This is a genomic window from Robertmurraya mesotrionivorans, assembly GCF_050971805.1.
Lineage (GTDB): Bacteria > Bacillota > Bacilli > Bacillales > Cytobacillaceae > Robertmurraya_A.
This window is the reverse complement of record NZ_JBPCCH010000009.1, coordinates 142,852-159,345: the sequence shown is the minus strand read 5'-3', so window position 1 is coordinate 159,345 and position 16,494 is coordinate 142,852. Positions and strand designations below refer to the sequence as shown.

Here is a 16,494-nt window from a genome sequence, read left to right as displayed (position 1 = left end):
GTCTCTTTTTATAAGACATAGAAAAACCCGAATAACGTCCCTTTTTAAAAGGTGTCCATTATTCGGGTTATAGTTCATATTTCAATCGTCCTTTTCTTTTAATAATCTGTCACAACGAAGTCTCTATCAAGGAAAGCTTCAATTACTTCACTAATGCGGAAAGAAGTTTGTGGTGAATCATAGTTTTCAAATGCATGCTCACAGCTATTTTTATAAGCCATAGTTTCGTCATAATGAGACATATGGCGGTTAATAACTTCCTCATTGTCCTGACGTTCCTTTTGACGGGAAATAACCGTATCACGATCTGCATAAATGAAGAACCGCATAACACGGTCACCATACATTTCCTTCAATTTTTCAGTACCTTCAGGATTGAGTGTCAAATAAACCAGATTATGCGATTCAAAGGCTTTAACAATATCTTCTTCACGTATTCCGTAATGGAAACCATCAATTTCTACGCTCTCAAGAAATTCTCCATTGTCCTCCATTTTCTTGAAGGTAGCTTCATCAATAAAATGATAATCTTCTCCATTTTGTTCGTAATGACGTGGTGAACGAGTGGTATAAGAAAGAACTGTTTCCATGTCAAAAGCAGTAGCAACCATTTTAGCAATCGTTTTTCTTCCTGAACCATCAGGACCTGTGTAAATAAATAATTTTTCTTTATCTTTAATTTCGTACATAGATTACCTCCTGAAAAATATATTTAAAATGTTTAAAACAAAGTAAGAGGATTCAAATAAATACCTATATCATACTATTATAACAGAAAAATCCCTAATAAGTTGATAACAAATATTTGAATTACATACATTAGAAGACGAATCTAGGAGGCATTTGGTTTCATCATATATAATAATTATGTAAAATATTCTGATAACTTAAGAATGCCAAATTAGGGAGAAAAACGCAAGAGATTTCCCCGTTTTTGTAAGATAATTTGACAGAAGAGAGAATTGTGAGTACTATCTTTGACACAAATGGTAGCCATTAATGTGATTAGCGAGATCAAGGGAGAACGCTATGTGCATCACGATGTATTAAAAGCATAATTTAAAAGGGCAAAAAAGTGTGTTACTTCACTTTCTGCCCTTTTTTTGAATATTTTGATTGTCATAACGTTAAAAAGGTCGTATAGTTGTAGTTAATGAGAATGATAATCAATAACAATTGGTTATATAGGAGTGTGTGACAATGGAGAAAATGGATCTTTTTGATGTAACAATAATTGGAGGTGGGCCGGCAGGGCTGTACTCTACTTTTTATAGTGGTTTAAGGGAAATGAAGACGAAACTAATTGAATTTCAGCCCCAATTAGGTGGAAAGATTCATGTATATCCAGAAAAAATGATTTGGGATGTTGGGGGGATGACACCAGTTCCTGGAGCAAAACTCATCGAGCAACTGGTTGAACAAGGACTTACTTTTAACCCTACCGTGGTACTTAACGAAAAGGTTGTTTCTATCTCACGGACTGAAGATGGGATTTTTGTTCTTGAAGGGTCTTCAGGCGATTTTCATTATTCGAAAACGGTGATTGTTGCCGTTGGCAGTGGAATCCTTAAACCGCAAAAGCTGAACATAGAAGGAGCCGAACGGTTTGAGGTATCGAATTTGAACTATACCGTGAAATCATTAAAGCAATTTAAGGATAAAACCGTAATAATTTCAGGTGGGGGAAATTCTGCGCTCGATTGGGCAAATGAGCTAGAACCTATTGCGAAGAAAGTCTACATTACATACCGAAAAGACAAAATGTCAGGTCATGAAGCACAAGTGTCCCAATTACAAAATAGCTCTGTGACTTGTTTAAGTAACACGTCCATAACGAAATTAATAGCTACTAACAATCAGGAGATGATTGAAAAGGTAGAGATTACTAATAACGTGACTGGGGAAGTCACTCTGTTATCTGTTGATGTGGTAGTGATTAATCACGGTTATGAACAGGATACGGGCCTTTTGAAAAACAGCCATTTACATATCAATATGCTCGAGGATTTTTATATTGAAGGGAACTCTTGTAGTGAAACCTCGGTTCCTGGATTATTTGCGGCAGGTGATATTCTTAAGTTTGATGGGAAACTGAATTTAATTGCGGGAGCCTTCCAAGATGCTGCAAACGCTGTGAATAAAGCAAAGAAATATATCGAACCAGATGCTCATCAAGCAGCAATGGTTTCTTCACACAATGATGTGTTCAAGCAGCGTAATCGGGAGCTAGTGAAACAATTGGTTAGATAGTTAAGAAATATTATTGTGTGCGAAGAAGGTTAACGAAATGGTTAACCTTCTTTTTTTTTATAATATTGATATGGAAAAGCAATATCTCAAGGTTTATACATATGTATTTATAAACCTTTTGAACGGAGGTGTGTTTTTTGCCTGCAATAAATGGTCAGGATTTTTTGAAAAGAATTCGGCAACTTCAACCTGAGATATGGCTTGAAGGGAATAGAATTACAGATATTTGTAATCACGAGGCGTTTAAAGGCATTTTACAAAGTAAAGCAGCACTGTTTGACTTGCAGATGAACAAAGATCACATGGATTTGATGACCTACGTTTCTCCAGTAAGTGGAGAACGGGTAGGAACGTCATTCATGCAGCCGAGAACAAAAGAAGATCTTGAAAAGAGGAGGCTTTCTACTCAAGCATGGGCGAAGTTGTCTGGAGGAATGATGGGAAGGTCACCAGATTATATGAATTCCTGCCTGATGGCTCTTGGAACGGCCTGGGATCATTTTCAAGATTCGCGTTTAATAGGAAAACATATATTACAAATGTATGAGCGTGCTAGAGAAAATGATTTAACGCTTGCTCATACATTTGTGAACCCACAAGTGAATCGATCCATGCTTTATTTTGAAGATGAAGAACATCCGATTTCCGCAAAAGTGGTAAAGGAAACGAGCGATGGAATTATTATTAAGGGTGCTAGATTGTTAGCTACTCAAGGTGGAATCACAGATGAGTTGCTCGTCTTACCAATCGGGGGAAAGTATATCGGAGAATCATATATTTACGCATTTAGTATCCCAAGTAACACCCCAAATTTACGATTTATTTGTAGAGAATCTTTTCGTTATCGCTCTTCCGCATTTGATCATCCACTAAGTGCTAGATTTGAAGAAATGGATACCATAGTTGTATTTGACGATGTTTTGGTCCCCTGGGAACGGGTATTTTTATACAACGATTACTCCATTTCTATGGAACTAGCAAGTGAAACAAGGTATTTTACTTTTTTACTTCACCAAGCAACTGCTCGCCAGGTGGTGAAAACAGAGTTTCTTTTGGGACTCGCACAGTTGATTGTGGATTCGATTGATATAGGAAGCTATACGCATGTTCAAGGAAAGGTAAGCGAGATCATATCCGCACTAGAGACATTAAAAGCTTTATTACTGAGTTCGGAGATGAATGCGAAGCTTGATAAGAGAGGGAGGATGGTTCCTGATGTTAATCCATTATCGGCGGCCATTACCACCTTTCCACGATTGTATCCTAGATTCATTGAAATTTTAGAAACGTTAGGAGCAAGTGGTTTAATATCGATTCCAACTGAAAAAGACTTTGAATCTCCCATACGTGGAGATCTGGACCAATATCTACAAGGTGCGTCTTGCGAAGCCAAAGAACGAACCCAATTGTTTCGTTTAGCATGGGATGTCTGTTTGAGTGCATTTGGGGGAAGACAAAAACAATACGAAAGATTCTTTTTTGGAGATCCGGTTCGATTAGAATCTGGGCTATATAATAGCTACTCTAAGGAATCTGCTGTGAATTTAGCAAAATCCCTACTAAATAGTAATCAGAAAAAGGAATAACAGTAGCAAGCATCTGCTTTTATTGGTAGATGCTTTTTTACTAGTGAAAAAACAGTCGGTTTTTAGTAAAAGTTTATGTTGACATGAAAATCTTAAGGATGGATACAACGAAGTCTAAGCATACTAAAGCGTTTTCTTATGGAGGTATTAATGTGAATAATTTTTTTTATCAAGAATACCTTTACAGGAAGAAAAGTTAGATGTAGAATTTCTATATACCTAAAAAAACTAGGTAGGTGAGAAGATGTTTAATCGTGAATTGGTTAAAGGTAGTACTTCGCTTTTGTTACTTCAGCTTTTAGAAGAGCGAGATATGTATGGCTACGAGCTTGTTAAAGAACTAGAAAGCAGAAGCGGAAATGAGTTTTCAGTGAAAGAGGGCACTTTATATCCGGCACTACATAAGCTTGAAAAGCAGGAATATATTGAGTGCTACTGGAAAGAACAGGAGAAAGGTCCAGCTCGAAAATATTACAAAATTACAGAAGCGGGAAAAGAGATGCTGCTGGAAAAAACACGTGAGTGGAATGATTTTGTTTCAGTAATGAACAAGATGATGGGGAGAAAAAAACATGGAACGGCTGAAGAGTGAGTTTTTAGAAAGCCTGGAAGAAAGCCTCGGAAACCACAAGGAGAAGGAAACCATTATAGCTGAATATGAAATGCATCTGGATGAGCTTTTATTAAGTTTATACAAAATGGAGTATGACGAGATTCGGGAAGAAGTCTACTCAAGATTTGGCACACCAGAAGAGATTGCTGCGATATGGAAAGAAGAGCTTTCTTTTACTCCGAGCAATATGAAGTGGTTGTTTATTGCTGTGAATATTCTTTTCTTTGTAGGTGGGGCCGTTCTTACAGTTGCTCATAATCTTCTTGATTGGAAGTGGCTGACAAATTTATGGTCTAATCTTACGTCCTTTCCTATCATCATTGCTTTCATTTATATGTTCTTTTGGGCACTTCTAGGATATGAGATTGGGAGGGGCTTTGGTCATAAAGGGAAAAGGGTTATGAAAAAGACCTTTATTTTAGCATTAATACCGAATGTAACTTTAATGGTCTTAACGGTCTTCCATCTTATTCCACGTGAATGGTTTCATCCACTATTAACTGAAACCTTTATCGGCGTCTGTATTTTTTTAACACTTCTACTTTATCCAGTATGCATCATCAGCTATCGCTGGGGGAAAAAAGCGTCAATCTGAGCTTTTTTTTGCCATAGTACATAGTAAAACTATGTATATAGAAAAACGATATAAATGGAGGAAACCGTGATGAATGAAAAACTGTTGAAAAACGATTGGATCTTTTTGGCTCTATGTTTCATTATAGGAATCGTTGGGGAAGAGGCTTTTTTAAAAGATCAAATTGGAATATCCTATTTTGTTTTTATCATTTTGTTCTATACGGTATTTTTCTGGAGATTTCGTAAGTTTCCGTTTTCACACCAAAGGGTTGGATATTTCGTATTAATCTGTATTTGGTTATTAACAGCTGGATACTATCTTTATGACACACAGCTTTTTTACGCTTTAAATATTGTTGTCATCCCAGCTCTTGTGATCTTTCATTTGTCTCTAGTAACATCCTCTAAAAATAGAGTTTGGCATAATTTGTATTTCTTCCTTTACACGTTTCTACGTGTAATTGATGGCTTGCGCTATCATGTGTTCTTTACCAAATACATTACAAACCTATCAAAGAAGGGGAATCAAAGGAACACTGAAGTATGGAAAAAAATAATACTAGGTATTACCTTATCCGTTCCCGTTTTGTTTATTGTTTTAAATCTTCTCATCTCTGCAGATGCCCAGTTTGAACGATTGGTAATGGAGATTCCGTATTTATTTAGCATTAATGTGGAGTTAGTTATTAGAACCATCATTGTACTTGTTTATACATTTGGCTTCTTCGGATTTATGCAAGCCCTATTTATAATGAACAATAAAATCATACAAAAAGAAGGACCATTAAAGCCCTTATCGATGGACGGAGTCGTTACACTGACCGTATTACTTTTGTTAGATTTCGTGTATATCGCTTTTGTTGCCGTACAATTTACGTACTTTTTTAGTGGCTCTTTAGAGGATGGATATACGTATGCCGAATATGCACGGCGCGGTTTTTTTGAATTGCTCTTTGTAACCATGATCAACCTATCTGTTACAACAGGTTCTATTCAACTTTCGAGAACAGTATACGGTACGTTAAAGAAGTTCATTCGTATCGCTTTGTCTGTTTTAGTTCTTTCAAGTGTTGTTCTTCTTATCTCGGCGTTTATGCGTATGATGATGTACGAAGAGGCGTATGGCTTTACTTTTATAAGAGTACTTGCTCATTCGTTTATGATCTTTTTAACGGTGGTATTTGCTTATACACTGGTGAAAATTTGGCTTGAGAAACTTTCTTTGTTTCATTTTTATTTCATTGCGGCCCTCGTCTATTATGTAGGTATCAATGTTGTAAATATAGACCAGTTTGTTGTCGAACAAAATATTAAGAGGTACGAAACTACCGGAAAAATTGACATTTATTATTTAAATAATCTCTCAGACACAGGAACACTTGGACTTATTGATCTTTATCAAAGTGGAGCCAATATACCAGGATTAGAAGAGTTGCTTAAGCAGAGAAAAGCAGAACGATTTTATTTTAAAAATACCTCTTGGCAGTCCTATAACTTAATCCGAATGAAGACGTATAATGAGCTAGGAAAGTTAAATATTTTAGATGAAAAGTAACTAATCACAAGAGTATTATGGAAGGAAAGGGGCATTCGAAGGAGCGTCCCTTTTTAAATTTGAAAAATTTCAGTTAGATGCATACAAAAGTCGTTTTCTCACAAACTAGAATGCACAACAAAGGAAAGAAAGGAAAGATGAGAAAATGACAAAAGTTCTATACATTACTGCACATCCACACGATGACACACAGTCTTATAGTATGGCTGTAGGTAAAGCATTTATTGACACGTACAAACAAAAGAATTCAGATCATGAAGTCTTACACTTAGACCTTTACAAAGAGGATATTCCTCATATTGATGTTGACGTGTTCAGTGGCTGGGGAAAACTACAGTCAGGAAAAGGGTTTGACGAGCTTTCTTCAGAGGAAAAGGCGAAGGTGGCGCGCCTTGGAGAACTATGTGATCAATTTATCTCTTTTGACAAGTATGTATTTGTTACTCCACTTTGGAATTTCTCATTTCCTCCAGTGATGAAGGCGTATCTTGATGCAGTTTCTGTTGCGGGGAAAACATTTAAATACACAGCCGAAGGCCCAATAGGCTTATTAACGGATAAAAAAGCGTTACATATTCAGGCGCGTGGTGGGATATACTCCGAAGGGCCTGCTGCAGACCTCGAAATGGGGCACCGTTATTTAAGTGTTATTATGCAATTTTACGGAGTGCCATCGTTTGAAGGATTATTTGTAGAAGGTCATAATGCAATGCCAGATAAAGCACAAGAAATCAAAGAGAATGCTATTGCAAGAGCAAAGGATTTAGCTCATACATTTTAAAACAAAGAGCCAGCGAAAATTCGTTGGCTCTTTTGATCTATTGTTTTAGATTTTGTTGTTCCCATTCTGATTTTAAAATTCCCATCATAATACGATCGGAATAATGGCCGTCTCGATAAATGGCAGAACGAATTCTTCCTTCTTCGATAAAACCTACTTTTTCATATGCGCGGATTGCACGACTGTTATAGCCAATGACGTCCAAACCGACTCGATGTAAATTTAATTCATGAAATGCATAACGAAGGATTAGCTGTAATGCCTCACTACCATAACCTTTATTTTGATAGTTCGTATCTCCTATTCCAATAGCTAAAGAACCGACCCGATTATTCCATTCAATGGAGTGGATGACCACAAAGCCGATTAATGTGTCATCCTCTATCGTTCGTAAACGAAAATACGCTGAATTATGGCTTCGTTCTTTATCCTCTTCAAGTTCCGCAATCGAATGCGGGTATGCGATATCCGTATCAAGATTGCGTAAATAGTCTGAGTTTTCCTCCCAAGACGCCATAATCGCTGCATCCTCTGCTCGGACCGTAGTAAGTTTTAATAATTTCCCCATAAATAAATTCGTCATACTGTTCTCCCTTTTTTTGTATTTATATGAAGGAATCACATCATGCTACGCAATAAAATCTTGCCTCCTAAAATCTAGATAACTTAATTTTAATGTTCTTCTTTGTATTCAGCAATCACTTCTTATAAAAGTTTATTAGCTCTATGATTAGGAAGAAGGAAATATTTCCATATATATCGAATGTTTAGTCTAGGAGATTTACATCATGTTTTATAGGAGTGGCAACGATGGTCATAGAAACAGAACGGTTAATTATCAGAGGTTTTGATAAAAACGACTACCTTGCAGTTTACGAATATACATCAAATCCTGATGTGATGAGGTATATTCCAGAAGGGGTTTTCACTAAGGAAGATGCCAAGCAGTTTGTGGAGAAAAATATGGGGGAGAAGGTTGAGAAGTACCCGGTAATTTTAAAAGAAAGTAATACTCTGATCGGACATATTGTATTTCATCGTTACTTTGGCGAACATACTTATGAAATTGGATGGGTGTTTCATCCGGATTATTATAACAAAGGTTTTGCCTCAGAGGCTGCGAAGGCGGTTTTGCAATATGGGTTTGAGGAATTAAAGTTACATCGAATCATCGCTACATGTCAGCCTGAAAATATTGGTTCCTACCGTGTAATGGAAAAAATCGGGATGAGACGGGAAGGATATTTTAAAAAATGTATCCCTGATGGTGATAGCTGGTGGGATGAGTATTACTATGCCATTCTTGAAGAAGAGTGGAGGGTGCAAATGAGTCAAACAATGAATATCAGTATTCATCTTTACGAACCTAAATATAGGGAAGGGTTGCTTTCCTTTGAACTTCCTAACGATCAAGAGAAGTTCACTGCCTTGCCGAGTAAAGCGCTAGATGTACAAGAGGGACAATTTTCGATTGTGATTGTGGAAGATAACATTCCAGTTGGTTTTTTTATGTTGCATTCGACTTCACGTGTTAAGGAATATTCAAACAACCCCAATGCCATGCTTTTAACGGCATTCTCCATTGATTACATAAAACAGGGGAGGGGCTATGCAAAACAGGGATTGCGTTTGCTAAAGAAATATATACAAAATCAATTTCCAAACTGTGACGAAATCGTTCTAGGGGTTAATCACCAAAATATCCCCGCACAAAAACTGTATGTAGGAGTGGGATTTCATGATACGGGTAGAAGAGTGATTGGTTCGCTCGGAGAACAGTTTGTAATGAGCCTACATATATAGTAGAGACATATCACGTCCTACAACCGTAAAAATGGATACGTTCCGACAACGGAACCGATGGAATACTTTCCTAGCTAAGAGCTGCTATTTAGGTAGCTCTTTTTTATATTGAGGGATATTTTTCCGCTGTTGCACTTAATAAATTGCAGGGTAATACCGATATAAAGAGTATTAGTCGGTGAAAGTAGGAAAATAGTATGACTTCCCTAGAATTAGACTTTAATATTAATATACTATTGTTTCTTTTTGTGAACTTACTAGCTATTTTGACAGTGGTACTGCTTTCAAGGAAACTAGTAATAAGAAAATTGTCTGAACCCCCTAAGCAGTTTGGGAAAGCTCCCACCTTATTATTTGTGTTATTATCAATGGTCCTTTTGGTTTTCGGATGTGTACTAGATAGTACTTTACGAGAAAAAGAGTATAACGAGTACTATGACATGGCCAAAAATATGGGAACTATTTTTAGTCGTGATCTAAGAAATGAAGGTCATGCTACTTTGTATCAATCAGATACAGTTAGGAGTAAGGAATATACGCGGATCCATAAAAAAATGACAGAATGGCAAAATCATATAAAAGAAGTCCAATCTGTTTATACGATGAGAATGAATGAAAATGGTCAAATATACTTTGTAGTCGCCCCTGCGACTGATTATAACAAGGATGGTAGGTTTCGTGGAGAAATTGAAAAAAATATACCTATGGGGACCATTTATACGAAAGATATTCCTGAATTAAAACGTGCTTTTGATGGAGAATTTTCGATGGAGAAGGAACCTACAAACGATAAATGGGGTTACAGTATTGGTGCCTTTATTCCTGTTTTTAATGGGAAAGGAGAGGTGGAATCTGTTCTAGGAATTGATTTTGATGGATATCAATTTGTGGAACGCAAAGCAAATGAAAGATGGAAAGTTTTAAGTCTTGTCGTATTGATTTTCATTGTCTTTGTATTAATTTATGTACTCACTCTTTTATCTTCAGCAGAAAGAATTCTTACAAATAAACATAAAAACGAGCTTCGTAAAATGGCTTATTACGATGAACTTACGGGATTACCTAATCGAAATTATCTAAAAAACATTCTACCTTTAGTTGAGTGGGGGGAAGAGAAAGTAGTTGCAGTGATACTCTTCGGGTTTGAAGGATTGGATGCCATAGATGATCTACTTGGGAATTCGAAATGCGATAATGTGTATGTAGCTTCGATAAGAAGAATCCAAGCAAGTTTGAAAGAACATATGAAGTTGGTCAGATGGAGCGAAAGGGAGCATTTAATCATTGTAAAGGACCACGCTTCTGAACAGGAGATTGTTAGTTTTGCAGAATCGTTGGTTAAACAATTTTCAACCCCTATTCATGTGGGAAGTAGAGATTTTTATATCTCGCCGAAGTTTGGCATTTGCTTTTATCCTAATGATGGGTTCGATTGGAACGCACTTGTAAAAAATGCGAATTTAGCCAAAATGTATGTTCCTTCAGAAAATGACAAAAGAGTCATGATATATAATAGCCATCTTCTTACAGAATCCAATGAAAAGAGAGACATTGAGCTTGAGCTTCACCACGCTGTAATTGCAGAACAATTCGAAGTGTTTTATCAACCTCAGCTTTCCTTAATTTCTGGGAAACCTATTGGGATGGAAGCTCTCATTCGTTGGAACCACCCAACGAAAGGGATTATTTCACCCTTGAAGTTTATTCAGCTTGCGGAGGAATTACATTTAATTAATCAGATTGGGTTATGGGTATTGAAAAAGGCTTGTACGCAAACGGTACAGATAAATGAGTTGTATGGACTTGATTTACGGGTATCTGTTAATTTATCCTCGGTACAACTTCAGCATCCTCAATTCTTGCAAGATATTAAAAAAATTCTTAAAGAAACGGGATTGGAACCGAGGTTATTAGACTTAGAAATCACAGAAGGCAGCCTGTTTAATTTTGAAAAATCGAGTCAAATACTTGAAGATATTAAGAAATTAGGAATTCATATTAGCTTAGATGATTTCGGAGCGGGCTATAGCTCACTAAGTTATCTAAAGAAGTTAAGCATCCATCGTCTAAAAATCGATCGGATATTTCTATTAAATATACCGAAAGAGGAAGATACCCTCATGACATCGATCGTTACCCTGGGTCATAACCTGAACCTAAAGGTACTGGCAGAGGGCGCAGAAACGATCGAGCAGGTGAATTTTCTAAAGACAATTGAGTGTGATGAAGTGCAAGGCTATTATTTTGCAAAGCCTTTACCTTATCATGAGTTTATTGCTTATCTTGAGAAACAGTTAAATAAAGACTAACACGCGATTAATAAGGAAAATCGCGTGTTTTTTTGATTAGAAAAATGAAACCAGCGTAACAGTGGATCCGTATACATGTACAACAAGTAAAGGAGGGTCTAGATGAAAATCAGTCGGAAGTACCCATCTTTTGATGAAACTATAGAGAGAGAGTTGCTTACCAAAAGCTGGATTGCTCTACGAGAACCGAAAAATGTATGGAGTTCTATTTTACTATCATTGCCGTTCATGTTCTTAACTGGTTGGATAACGATTGCGATCGTAAATCTATTTTATCCTTTAACTCTCAAGGAATTTGGAATGACAGATAACGGAGTAGAAATAACCTTCAACCTATTTTATGTTGTAGCTCTATGGCTTTTGGTTGTAATCCATGAGATATTACATTTAGTATTTATCCCTAATTTTCTTAAATCGAAAAAAACATATATAGGACTTAGTTGGTTTGGCGGTTTTGTACTAACAGAAGAGAAAATGAGTAAAATCAGGTTTATTATCATCTCGATTGCTCCTTACATATTCCTTTCTATCTTATTACCAGTGGTGCTAGGATGGTTAGGATTTTTATCAACGCCTATTAAAATCATAATTCTAATAAACTCATTTGCTTCTTCGGTTGATATGCTCGTTCTCTTTCTTATCTTATTTCAAGTACCTAAGAATGCAGTAATAGTAAACTGTGGACCAAGAACGTATTGGAAGTTGTAGGAGGAGGCATGGAGATGTTTGAGGTTTTTAAAATAAATAATCTATCTCTGACATGCTTTCTTTTTTTACTCTTAAAGGGAAACGAGGATTCGGAATGAAAGTTAAAAGTAAGTTCATTCGTATGACAAAGGTGTTGTCTCTAGCATTTACTATTTTTCTACAAATCTACTGGTACAAGCTACGAAGAAAGCCTGAGTCAGAGTGGGAAAAACTGTGGGGGAAAATCGGTGAGAGGTTTCGGAAAACTCTGTTCGAATTAGAAGGACTATTGATTAAAATTGGACAAATATTAAGCATTCGTTCAGATTTACTTCCACATGCTTTTATCAAACAGATGGAGGACCTGACTGATCATGTGCCGCCATCAAAATGGGAGGATATAGAGCACATTCTTGAAAAAGAGTGGGGAGGCTCTATTTACCAGTATGTAGAATATATAGAAAAAGAGGCGATCGCATCTGCCTCTATCGGCGAAGTGTACCAAGCGTTATTAAAAAATGGAACCAAAGTGGCTGTAAAAGTTCAGCGTCCAAACATTCAATCTATCGTTCAAATAGATTTTCGGACACTGCGAATCATCATTTGGTTTGCTGACCATTTTGTACCCGTACCTAAAGGATTTATTAATTTTCAAATGTTATATAAGGAATTAAAAGAAGTGATTGAGAGGGAACTAGACTTTGCAAAAGAGTTGGAGGCCCTGCAATCATTTAATATTCGATTCAAGGATCATGATACTGTTAAAATACCTAATGTATTTCCAGAGCTTTGTACGAACAAGGTGCTTGTCATGGAATGGGTAGAAGGAATAAAGCTAACGGATGTCGAAGGACTAGAACAAGTAGAAATTAGTCGAAAAGAAATCGCACAAGAACTTATTGAACTCTTCCTTCCACAATGGTTAGAACCAGGTTATTTTCATGCCGATCCCCATCCGGGAAATGTTATGGTTAGTCAAGAAGGAAGAATTATTTTATTAGATTTTGGAATGGTAGGACAAATCAGTAAAAAAGATGCCTCCTATTTTCAATCACTCATTGAGGCATTCTTAGCCAAGAATTACAAAAAAGCAGTAGAGTGTTTGGCACAATTAGGATTTTTGCTTCCAGATGCGGATCCACGAACAATGGAGAGACTTTTATCTGAGCTATTGTCCTTTCAAATGGGCGAATTGAAAAATATGGACCTGCTTGCTTTAAAATTAGAAATGAACGACATGATTCAAGCCCTTCCAATTCAGGTGCCAACAAGATTCGTGTTTTTAGGACGGTCTGTTGGGACGATAGAGGGGATTTTACGAAACGTGGCGCCAGAAGAAGAACCACTCGATCTTGGGAAGCCTGTGTTCATGGAATGGCTTAGAAACCAAAGTAATAAATGGACCTTGATCTGGCAGTGGTTACAATCACAACCGATCTTTAAAATACTTCACTCAGCCAATGAATTTCTTCAATCACCGCAAAAGCTTGAGCAACAAAAGGAAACCGAACAAAGAAGAGAATTTTTATTTATCACTCAAGAAAATCATAAAAAACAAATGTTTCAGCTTTTGTTAGTCGGTTTAATGGGTGTAGGGTTTGGGTTGTATGTAATGAACCCTTTCATTTGGAAAATAGGAGTGGGATTATCGGCAGCCTCCTTTGTAGGCTATTGGGTGGCGAGCTATAAGCAGAAAAAATGGATGAAATACATGCCGGAGAGGAAGCGGGGATGAGTATTGGGGAGTGTGCTAAGTTGGTGATCTCATTTTATACTATAAAAAGAAAAGAGGCTTAATAATAATGAGACATATCCTTTTATGCTGTGGTGGGGGATATTCCTCAAGTTTATTAGTAAAAAAAATGCAGGAAGTAGCGAAGCAATACGGAGAGGATGCCTATCATATTTGGGCAATTGGTGTTGGAGAGGTTGAGCGGCATTTAGAACATTTACGAAAAGCAGATGTATTACTCGTTGCTCCGCAGGTACGTTATTTACTTCCTGACTTTCAAAAATTAGCACAAAAAGAGGGGTTTCGCTTCCGATAGATATGATTCAACCCATGCACTACGGAACTTGTAATGGTGAAGCCGTTTTAACATTCGCAAATGAATTAATTAATAAAAATTTCTCAAAAGGGGATTTGAGATGAATTTAAAAGAGCATTTAAGACAGTTAGAGGAGAGTCATACCAATCTTGAAATCCGAAGAAGTAAGAAAAAACTAGATGAAATATTAGCAGATGATTTTTTTGAAATTGGCAGTTCGGGTACCATGTTTACGAAAAAAGAATGTCTGGTGACGGGTGTCGTATTAACAGAAATGACGCTCCACAATTACGAAATTCATCCTTTAGCAAATGATGTCGTATTATCCACCTATTTTATAAAAGATACAACAAGAAACCGGAATACCCTTAGAAGTTCCATTTGGAAACTGATAGATGGCAGATGGCAGCTTTATTTTCACCAAGGGACGATTACGGATCAAGAACCCGATGAGTTAAAAAAATAGATCACTCAAATCGAGTGATCTACCTGCAGTTTACCGGTCATAGTTAAAGTCAGATAAGGAATCCATATGGCTCGCGATCATGGCGATAATCGTACTCGCTTCCTCTTTAGAGAAGATAAAATTGGTTTCGTCTCTAATTAACTCGTCGTCATCTGTCCAAATTCGGTTTACTCTGCGGAGAACACCGTCCCCTGTTTCTTGGACAATACCGAATTGGTAGGAAACTTCAATTTCATCTTCGTACATAAAGGCCGTCACTTCTGGCGTTTCCCACTCGACATCAACTTGTTCTAGTATATCATCGCTTTCATCTTCATCGTCCATGAGAACATAATCAACTTCAACATCGTCATCGTCGTCCACTTCGTAGTAATCATCATCATCGAAATCATCATCATTCATAAAGTCATGCAAACTTTCATGAACCGCATCTATTATGTCCTCAATATCAGCAAGGATTGTTTTTGACGTTTGCCCAAGCTCTACATCAATCGAATCAATGTAGAACTCTTCGTTATGTGGATCGAAATAAAGGGTACAAAAATACTCGCGATCATCGTCCTCAGTTTCTACGTAAAACTCCATTCGTGGATGTTTTGCACCACGATCAACAGACATATGCCCCACTTGATCATACTTATCACAGATTGACTCTAGATGATCTTGCAATTCGCCACTTACTCGGTCAAACCATTCTAAAGACATAGAAAATCCCTCCCTTTCAAGGTTATCGTTCATATTATTACCTACTTTTTCATTAAGGAACGTACCATAAAAAACCAATATTAAATATGGTGGCTTTCACAATAAATATCGACGATCTTTTCTATTTCATCGTGGTTCGGAAATTTCCCGTGAAAATTAAAGGTAATTTCTTCTTTAAAATCACCATGATGATACACTTGAATCGATCCCTTTTGTTGAATCACGCTAAATTCGGTCTCAAACGTCCAGCCATTTCTTTCAATTGCTCCCAAACTTTATTCCCTCCTAGGCCTTTTAACAATAGTATTTACCTAACTGAATTTTTTCGTACATAGTTCTGATTCTTTAAAGCATCCTATCATTAGGAGGTGTTTGAACGTGGAACCAAGAAAACCTGGAAGCGATAAACTACCCGATTTTGAACAACTAGATGATCGTGTAATCGCAAAACATACAGAAGCACCTATGCTAGTCATTAAAACGAATTTAGATCCTGAGGATTCTACAGTAGATAATCCTTATTATAAAAATAAAGACCTAACAGATACGAAAGACTTTAGAGACTACTTTGAAGAGAAAAAGTAATGTACACCAACGCTTCTTCTAATAGGGAGAAGTGTTTTTTTCTGTAAAGAAGGACAATTACATGCCTTTCAAGAATGTATTATATGGATTTCCATAAAAAGGAGCTGGTTTTATGAGTAATTATGGTTTGTTTGGTAAGTTTACCGTCAAAGAAGGGGAACGTGACTCAATGGTAAGGATTTTGCTAGAAGCTGCTCAGTCAATGAATGATTTAGACGAATGTCAAGTGTACTTAGTAAGTACATCTGATTCAGAGCCAAACTCAGTTTTTGTGTACGAAGAGTGGAAAAATGAAGATGCTCACCAAGCTTCTCTTGGGCTTGAATCAACACAAACCTTAATCAAACAAGCGAAGCCAATTATTACGGGCATGGAACGAATAAGTACATTAAAGCCAATGGGTGGAAAATCTTCTCAAGTGAAATCATAATGAAAAAAATTTAAATATCTATTCACAAGCCGCATATTTAATCAAAAGATCTTCTATTTAGTAAGGTCTTTTTTTGTGTGAAAAATATGTAACATTAACA

At 36.7% G+C, this 16,494-nt stretch carries 17 protein-coding genes and 2 pseudogenes; 15 read left to right on the top strand and 4 right to left on the bottom strand.

Annotation, left to right across the window (positions count from 1 at the left end):
• Window positions 1-98: 98 nt before the first annotated feature.
• Entirely contained in the window at window positions 99-689 is a 591-nt protein-coding gene (locus ACRX5O_RS15740) for a guanylate kinase (protein ID WP_433906806.1), read from the bottom strand.
• Window positions 690-1,200: 511 nt separating this feature from the next.
• Here ACRX5O_RS15740 and ACRX5O_RS15735 point away from each other — a divergent pair.
• The 6 genes from ACRX5O_RS15735 (at window position 1,201) to ACRX5O_RS15710 (ending at window position 7,361) form a co-directional block, all read left to right on the top strand.
• Window positions 1,201-2,250 (top strand): NAD(P)/FAD-dependent oxidoreductase, encoded by a 1,050-nt coding sequence (locus ACRX5O_RS15735; RefSeq protein WP_433906805.1) that lies wholly within the window; start codon window positions 1,201-1,203, stop codon window positions 2,248-2,250.
• Between the two features lie 137 nt (window positions 2,251-2,387).
• Entirely contained in the window at window positions 2,388-3,836 is a 1,449-nt protein-coding gene (hpaB, locus tag ACRX5O_RS15730) for a 4-hydroxyphenylacetate 3-monooxygenase, oxygenase component (RefSeq protein WP_433906804.1), read from the top strand.
• Window positions 3,837-4,080: 244 nt separating this feature from the next.
• The gene (locus ACRX5O_RS15725; protein ID WP_251517842.1) at window positions 4,081-4,428 is read left to right on the top strand and encodes a PadR family transcriptional regulator; all 348 of its coding nucleotides are present in this window, start codon (window positions 4,081-4,083) and stop codon (window positions 4,426-4,428) included.
• The gene (locus ACRX5O_RS15720) at window positions 4,409-5,044 is read left to right on the top strand and encodes an HAAS signaling domain-containing protein (protein ID WP_433906803.1); all 636 of its coding nucleotides are present in this window, start codon (window positions 4,409-4,411) and stop codon (window positions 5,042-5,044) included. The genes ACRX5O_RS15725 and ACRX5O_RS15720 overlap by 20 nt, the downstream gene beginning before the upstream one ends.
• A gap of 69 nt (window positions 5,045-5,113) precedes the next feature.
• Window positions 5,114-6,580, top strand: coding sequence for a DUF4153 domain-containing protein (locus ACRX5O_RS15715; RefSeq protein WP_433906802.1), 1,467 nt, complete (start codon window positions 5,114-5,116; stop codon window positions 6,578-6,580).
• A 145-nt stretch (window positions 6,581-6,725) separates the two neighbouring features.
• The gene (locus ACRX5O_RS15710) at window positions 6,726-7,361 is read left to right on the top strand and encodes an FMN-dependent NADH-azoreductase (protein ID WP_433906801.1); all 636 of its coding nucleotides are present in this window, start codon (window positions 6,726-6,728) and stop codon (window positions 7,359-7,361) included.
• Window positions 7,362-7,398: 37 nt separating this feature from the next.
• Here the strand turns inward: ACRX5O_RS15710 and ACRX5O_RS15705 are convergent, their stop codons facing one another.
• The gene (locus tag ACRX5O_RS15705) at window positions 7,399-7,944 is read right to left on the bottom strand and encodes a GNAT family N-acetyltransferase (RefSeq protein ID WP_433906800.1); all 546 of its coding nucleotides are present in this window, start codon (window positions 7,942-7,944) and stop codon (window positions 7,399-7,401) included.
• 227 nt (window positions 7,945-8,171) lie between these two features.
• Here ACRX5O_RS15705 and ACRX5O_RS15700 point away from each other — a divergent pair.
• The 7 genes and pseudogenes from ACRX5O_RS15700 to ACRX5O_RS15670 form a co-directional block, all read left to right on the top strand.
• A pseudogene (locus ACRX5O_RS15700) lies at window positions 8,172-8,678 on the top strand (GNAT family N-acetyltransferase); the annotation flags it as partial.
• Between the two features lie 9 nt (window positions 8,679-8,687).
• On the top strand, window positions 8,688-9,164 hold the full coding sequence (locus tag ACRX5O_RS15695) for a GNAT family N-acetyltransferase (protein WP_433906817.1): 477 nt from the start codon (window positions 8,688-8,690) through the stop codon (window positions 9,162-9,164).
• A 197-nt stretch (window positions 9,165-9,361) separates the two neighbouring features.
• Window positions 9,362-11,473, top strand: coding sequence for a putative bifunctional diguanylate cyclase/phosphodiesterase (locus tag ACRX5O_RS15690; RefSeq protein ID WP_433906799.1), 2,112 nt, complete (start codon window positions 9,362-9,364; stop codon window positions 11,471-11,473).
• Window positions 11,474-11,575: 102 nt separating this feature from the next.
• Window positions 11,576-12,181 carry a DUF3267 domain-containing protein gene (locus ACRX5O_RS15685; protein ID WP_433906798.1) on the top strand — a complete coding sequence of 202 codons (606 nt, stop codon included), beginning with the start codon at window positions 11,576-11,578 and terminating at the stop codon, window positions 12,179-12,181.
• A 94-nt stretch (window positions 12,182-12,275) separates the two neighbouring features.
• Window positions 12,276-13,895 (top strand): ABC1 kinase family protein, encoded by a 1,620-nt coding sequence (locus ACRX5O_RS15680; RefSeq protein ID WP_433906797.1) that lies wholly within the window; start codon window positions 12,276-12,278, stop codon window positions 13,893-13,895.
• Between the two features lie 67 nt (window positions 13,896-13,962).
• A pseudogene (locus ACRX5O_RS15675) lies at window positions 13,963-14,312 on the top strand (PTS sugar transporter subunit IIB).
• A complete protein-coding gene (locus ACRX5O_RS15670; protein WP_433906796.1) occupies window positions 14,309-14,674 on the top strand; it encodes a nuclear transport factor 2 family protein in 366 nt (121 codons plus the stop codon). Before ACRX5O_RS15675 ends, ACRX5O_RS15670 begins: the two are co-directional and overlap by 4 nt.
• 30 nt (window positions 14,675-14,704) lie before the next feature.
• On the opposite strand, the gene ACRX5O_RS15665 is transcribed toward ACRX5O_RS15670, so the two are convergent.
• Window positions 14,705-15,379: a hypothetical protein gene (locus ACRX5O_RS15665; protein ID WP_433906795.1), complete on the bottom strand. Its 675-nt coding sequence runs from the start codon at window positions 15,377-15,379 to the stop codon at window positions 14,705-14,707.
• Between the two features lie 80 nt (window positions 15,380-15,459).
• On the bottom strand, window positions 15,460-15,651 hold the full coding sequence (locus ACRX5O_RS15660) for a DUF5370 family protein (RefSeq protein ID WP_433906794.1): 192 nt from the start codon (window positions 15,649-15,651) through the stop codon (window positions 15,460-15,462).
• 106 nt (window positions 15,652-15,757) lie between these two features.
• Between ACRX5O_RS15660 and ACRX5O_RS15655 the strand changes: the two genes are divergently transcribed.
• Window positions 15,758-15,964: a hypothetical protein gene (locus tag ACRX5O_RS15655; protein ID WP_433906793.1), complete on the top strand. Its 207-nt coding sequence runs from the start codon at window positions 15,758-15,760 to the stop codon at window positions 15,962-15,964.
• A 112-nt stretch (window positions 15,965-16,076) separates the two neighbouring features.
• Window positions 16,077-16,394: a putative quinol monooxygenase gene (locus ACRX5O_RS15650; protein ID WP_433906792.1), complete on the top strand. Its 318-nt coding sequence runs from the start codon at window positions 16,077-16,079 to the stop codon at window positions 16,392-16,394.
• Window positions 16,395-16,494 lie beyond the last annotated feature (100 nt).

Excerpts from the sequence above, each read along its gene's own strand:
- ACRX5O_RS15725 (WP_251517842.1), top strand. The coding sequence starts at position 4,081 with ATGTTTAATCGTGAATTGGTTAAAGGTAGTACTTCGCTTTTGTTACTT.
- ACRX5O_RS15710 (WP_433906801.1), top strand. The coding sequence starts at position 6,726 with ATGACAAAAGTTCTATACATTACTGCACATCCACACGATGACACACAG.
- ACRX5O_RS15715 (WP_433906802.1), top strand. The coding sequence starts at position 5,114 with ATGAATGAAAAACTGTTGAAAAACGATTGGATCTTTTTGGCTCTATGT.
- ACRX5O_RS15690 (WP_433906799.1), top strand. The coding sequence starts at position 9,362 with ATGACTTCCCTAGAATTAGACTTTAATATTAATATACTATTGTTTCTT.
- ACRX5O_RS15735 (WP_433906805.1), top strand. The coding sequence starts at position 1,201 with ATGGAGAAAATGGATCTTTTTGATGTAACAATAATTGGAGGTGGGCCG.
- ACRX5O_RS15650 (WP_433906792.1), top strand. The coding sequence starts at position 16,077 with ATGAGTAATTATGGTTTGTTTGGTAAGTTTACCGTCAAAGAAGGGGAA.
- ACRX5O_RS15695 (WP_433906817.1), top strand. The coding sequence starts at position 8,688 with ATGAGTCAAACAATGAATATCAGTATTCATCTTTACGAACCTAAATAT.
- ACRX5O_RS15685 (WP_433906798.1), top strand. The coding sequence starts at position 11,576 with ATGAAAATCAGTCGGAAGTACCCATCTTTTGATGAAACTATAGAGAGA.
- ACRX5O_RS15720 (WP_433906803.1), top strand. The coding sequence starts at position 4,409 with ATGGAACGGCTGAAGAGTGAGTTTTTAGAAAGCCTGGAAGAAAGCCTC.
- ACRX5O_RS15670 (WP_433906796.1), top strand. The coding sequence starts at position 14,309 with ATGAATTTAAAAGAGCATTTAAGACAGTTAGAGGAGAGTCATACCAAT.
- ACRX5O_RS15680 (WP_433906797.1), top strand. The coding sequence starts at position 12,276 with ATGAAAGTTAAAAGTAAGTTCATTCGTATGACAAAGGTGTTGTCTCTA.
- ACRX5O_RS15665 (WP_433906795.1), bottom strand. The coding sequence starts at position 15,379 with ATGTCTTTAGAATGGTTTGACCGAGTAAGTGGCGAATTGCAAGATCAT.
- ACRX5O_RS15705 (WP_433906800.1), bottom strand. The coding sequence starts at position 7,944 with ATGACGAATTTATTTATGGGGAAATTATTAAAACTTACTACGGTCCGA.
- ACRX5O_RS15740 (WP_433906806.1), bottom strand. The coding sequence starts at position 689 with ATGTACGAAATTAAAGATAAAGAAAAATTATTTATTTACACAGGTCCT.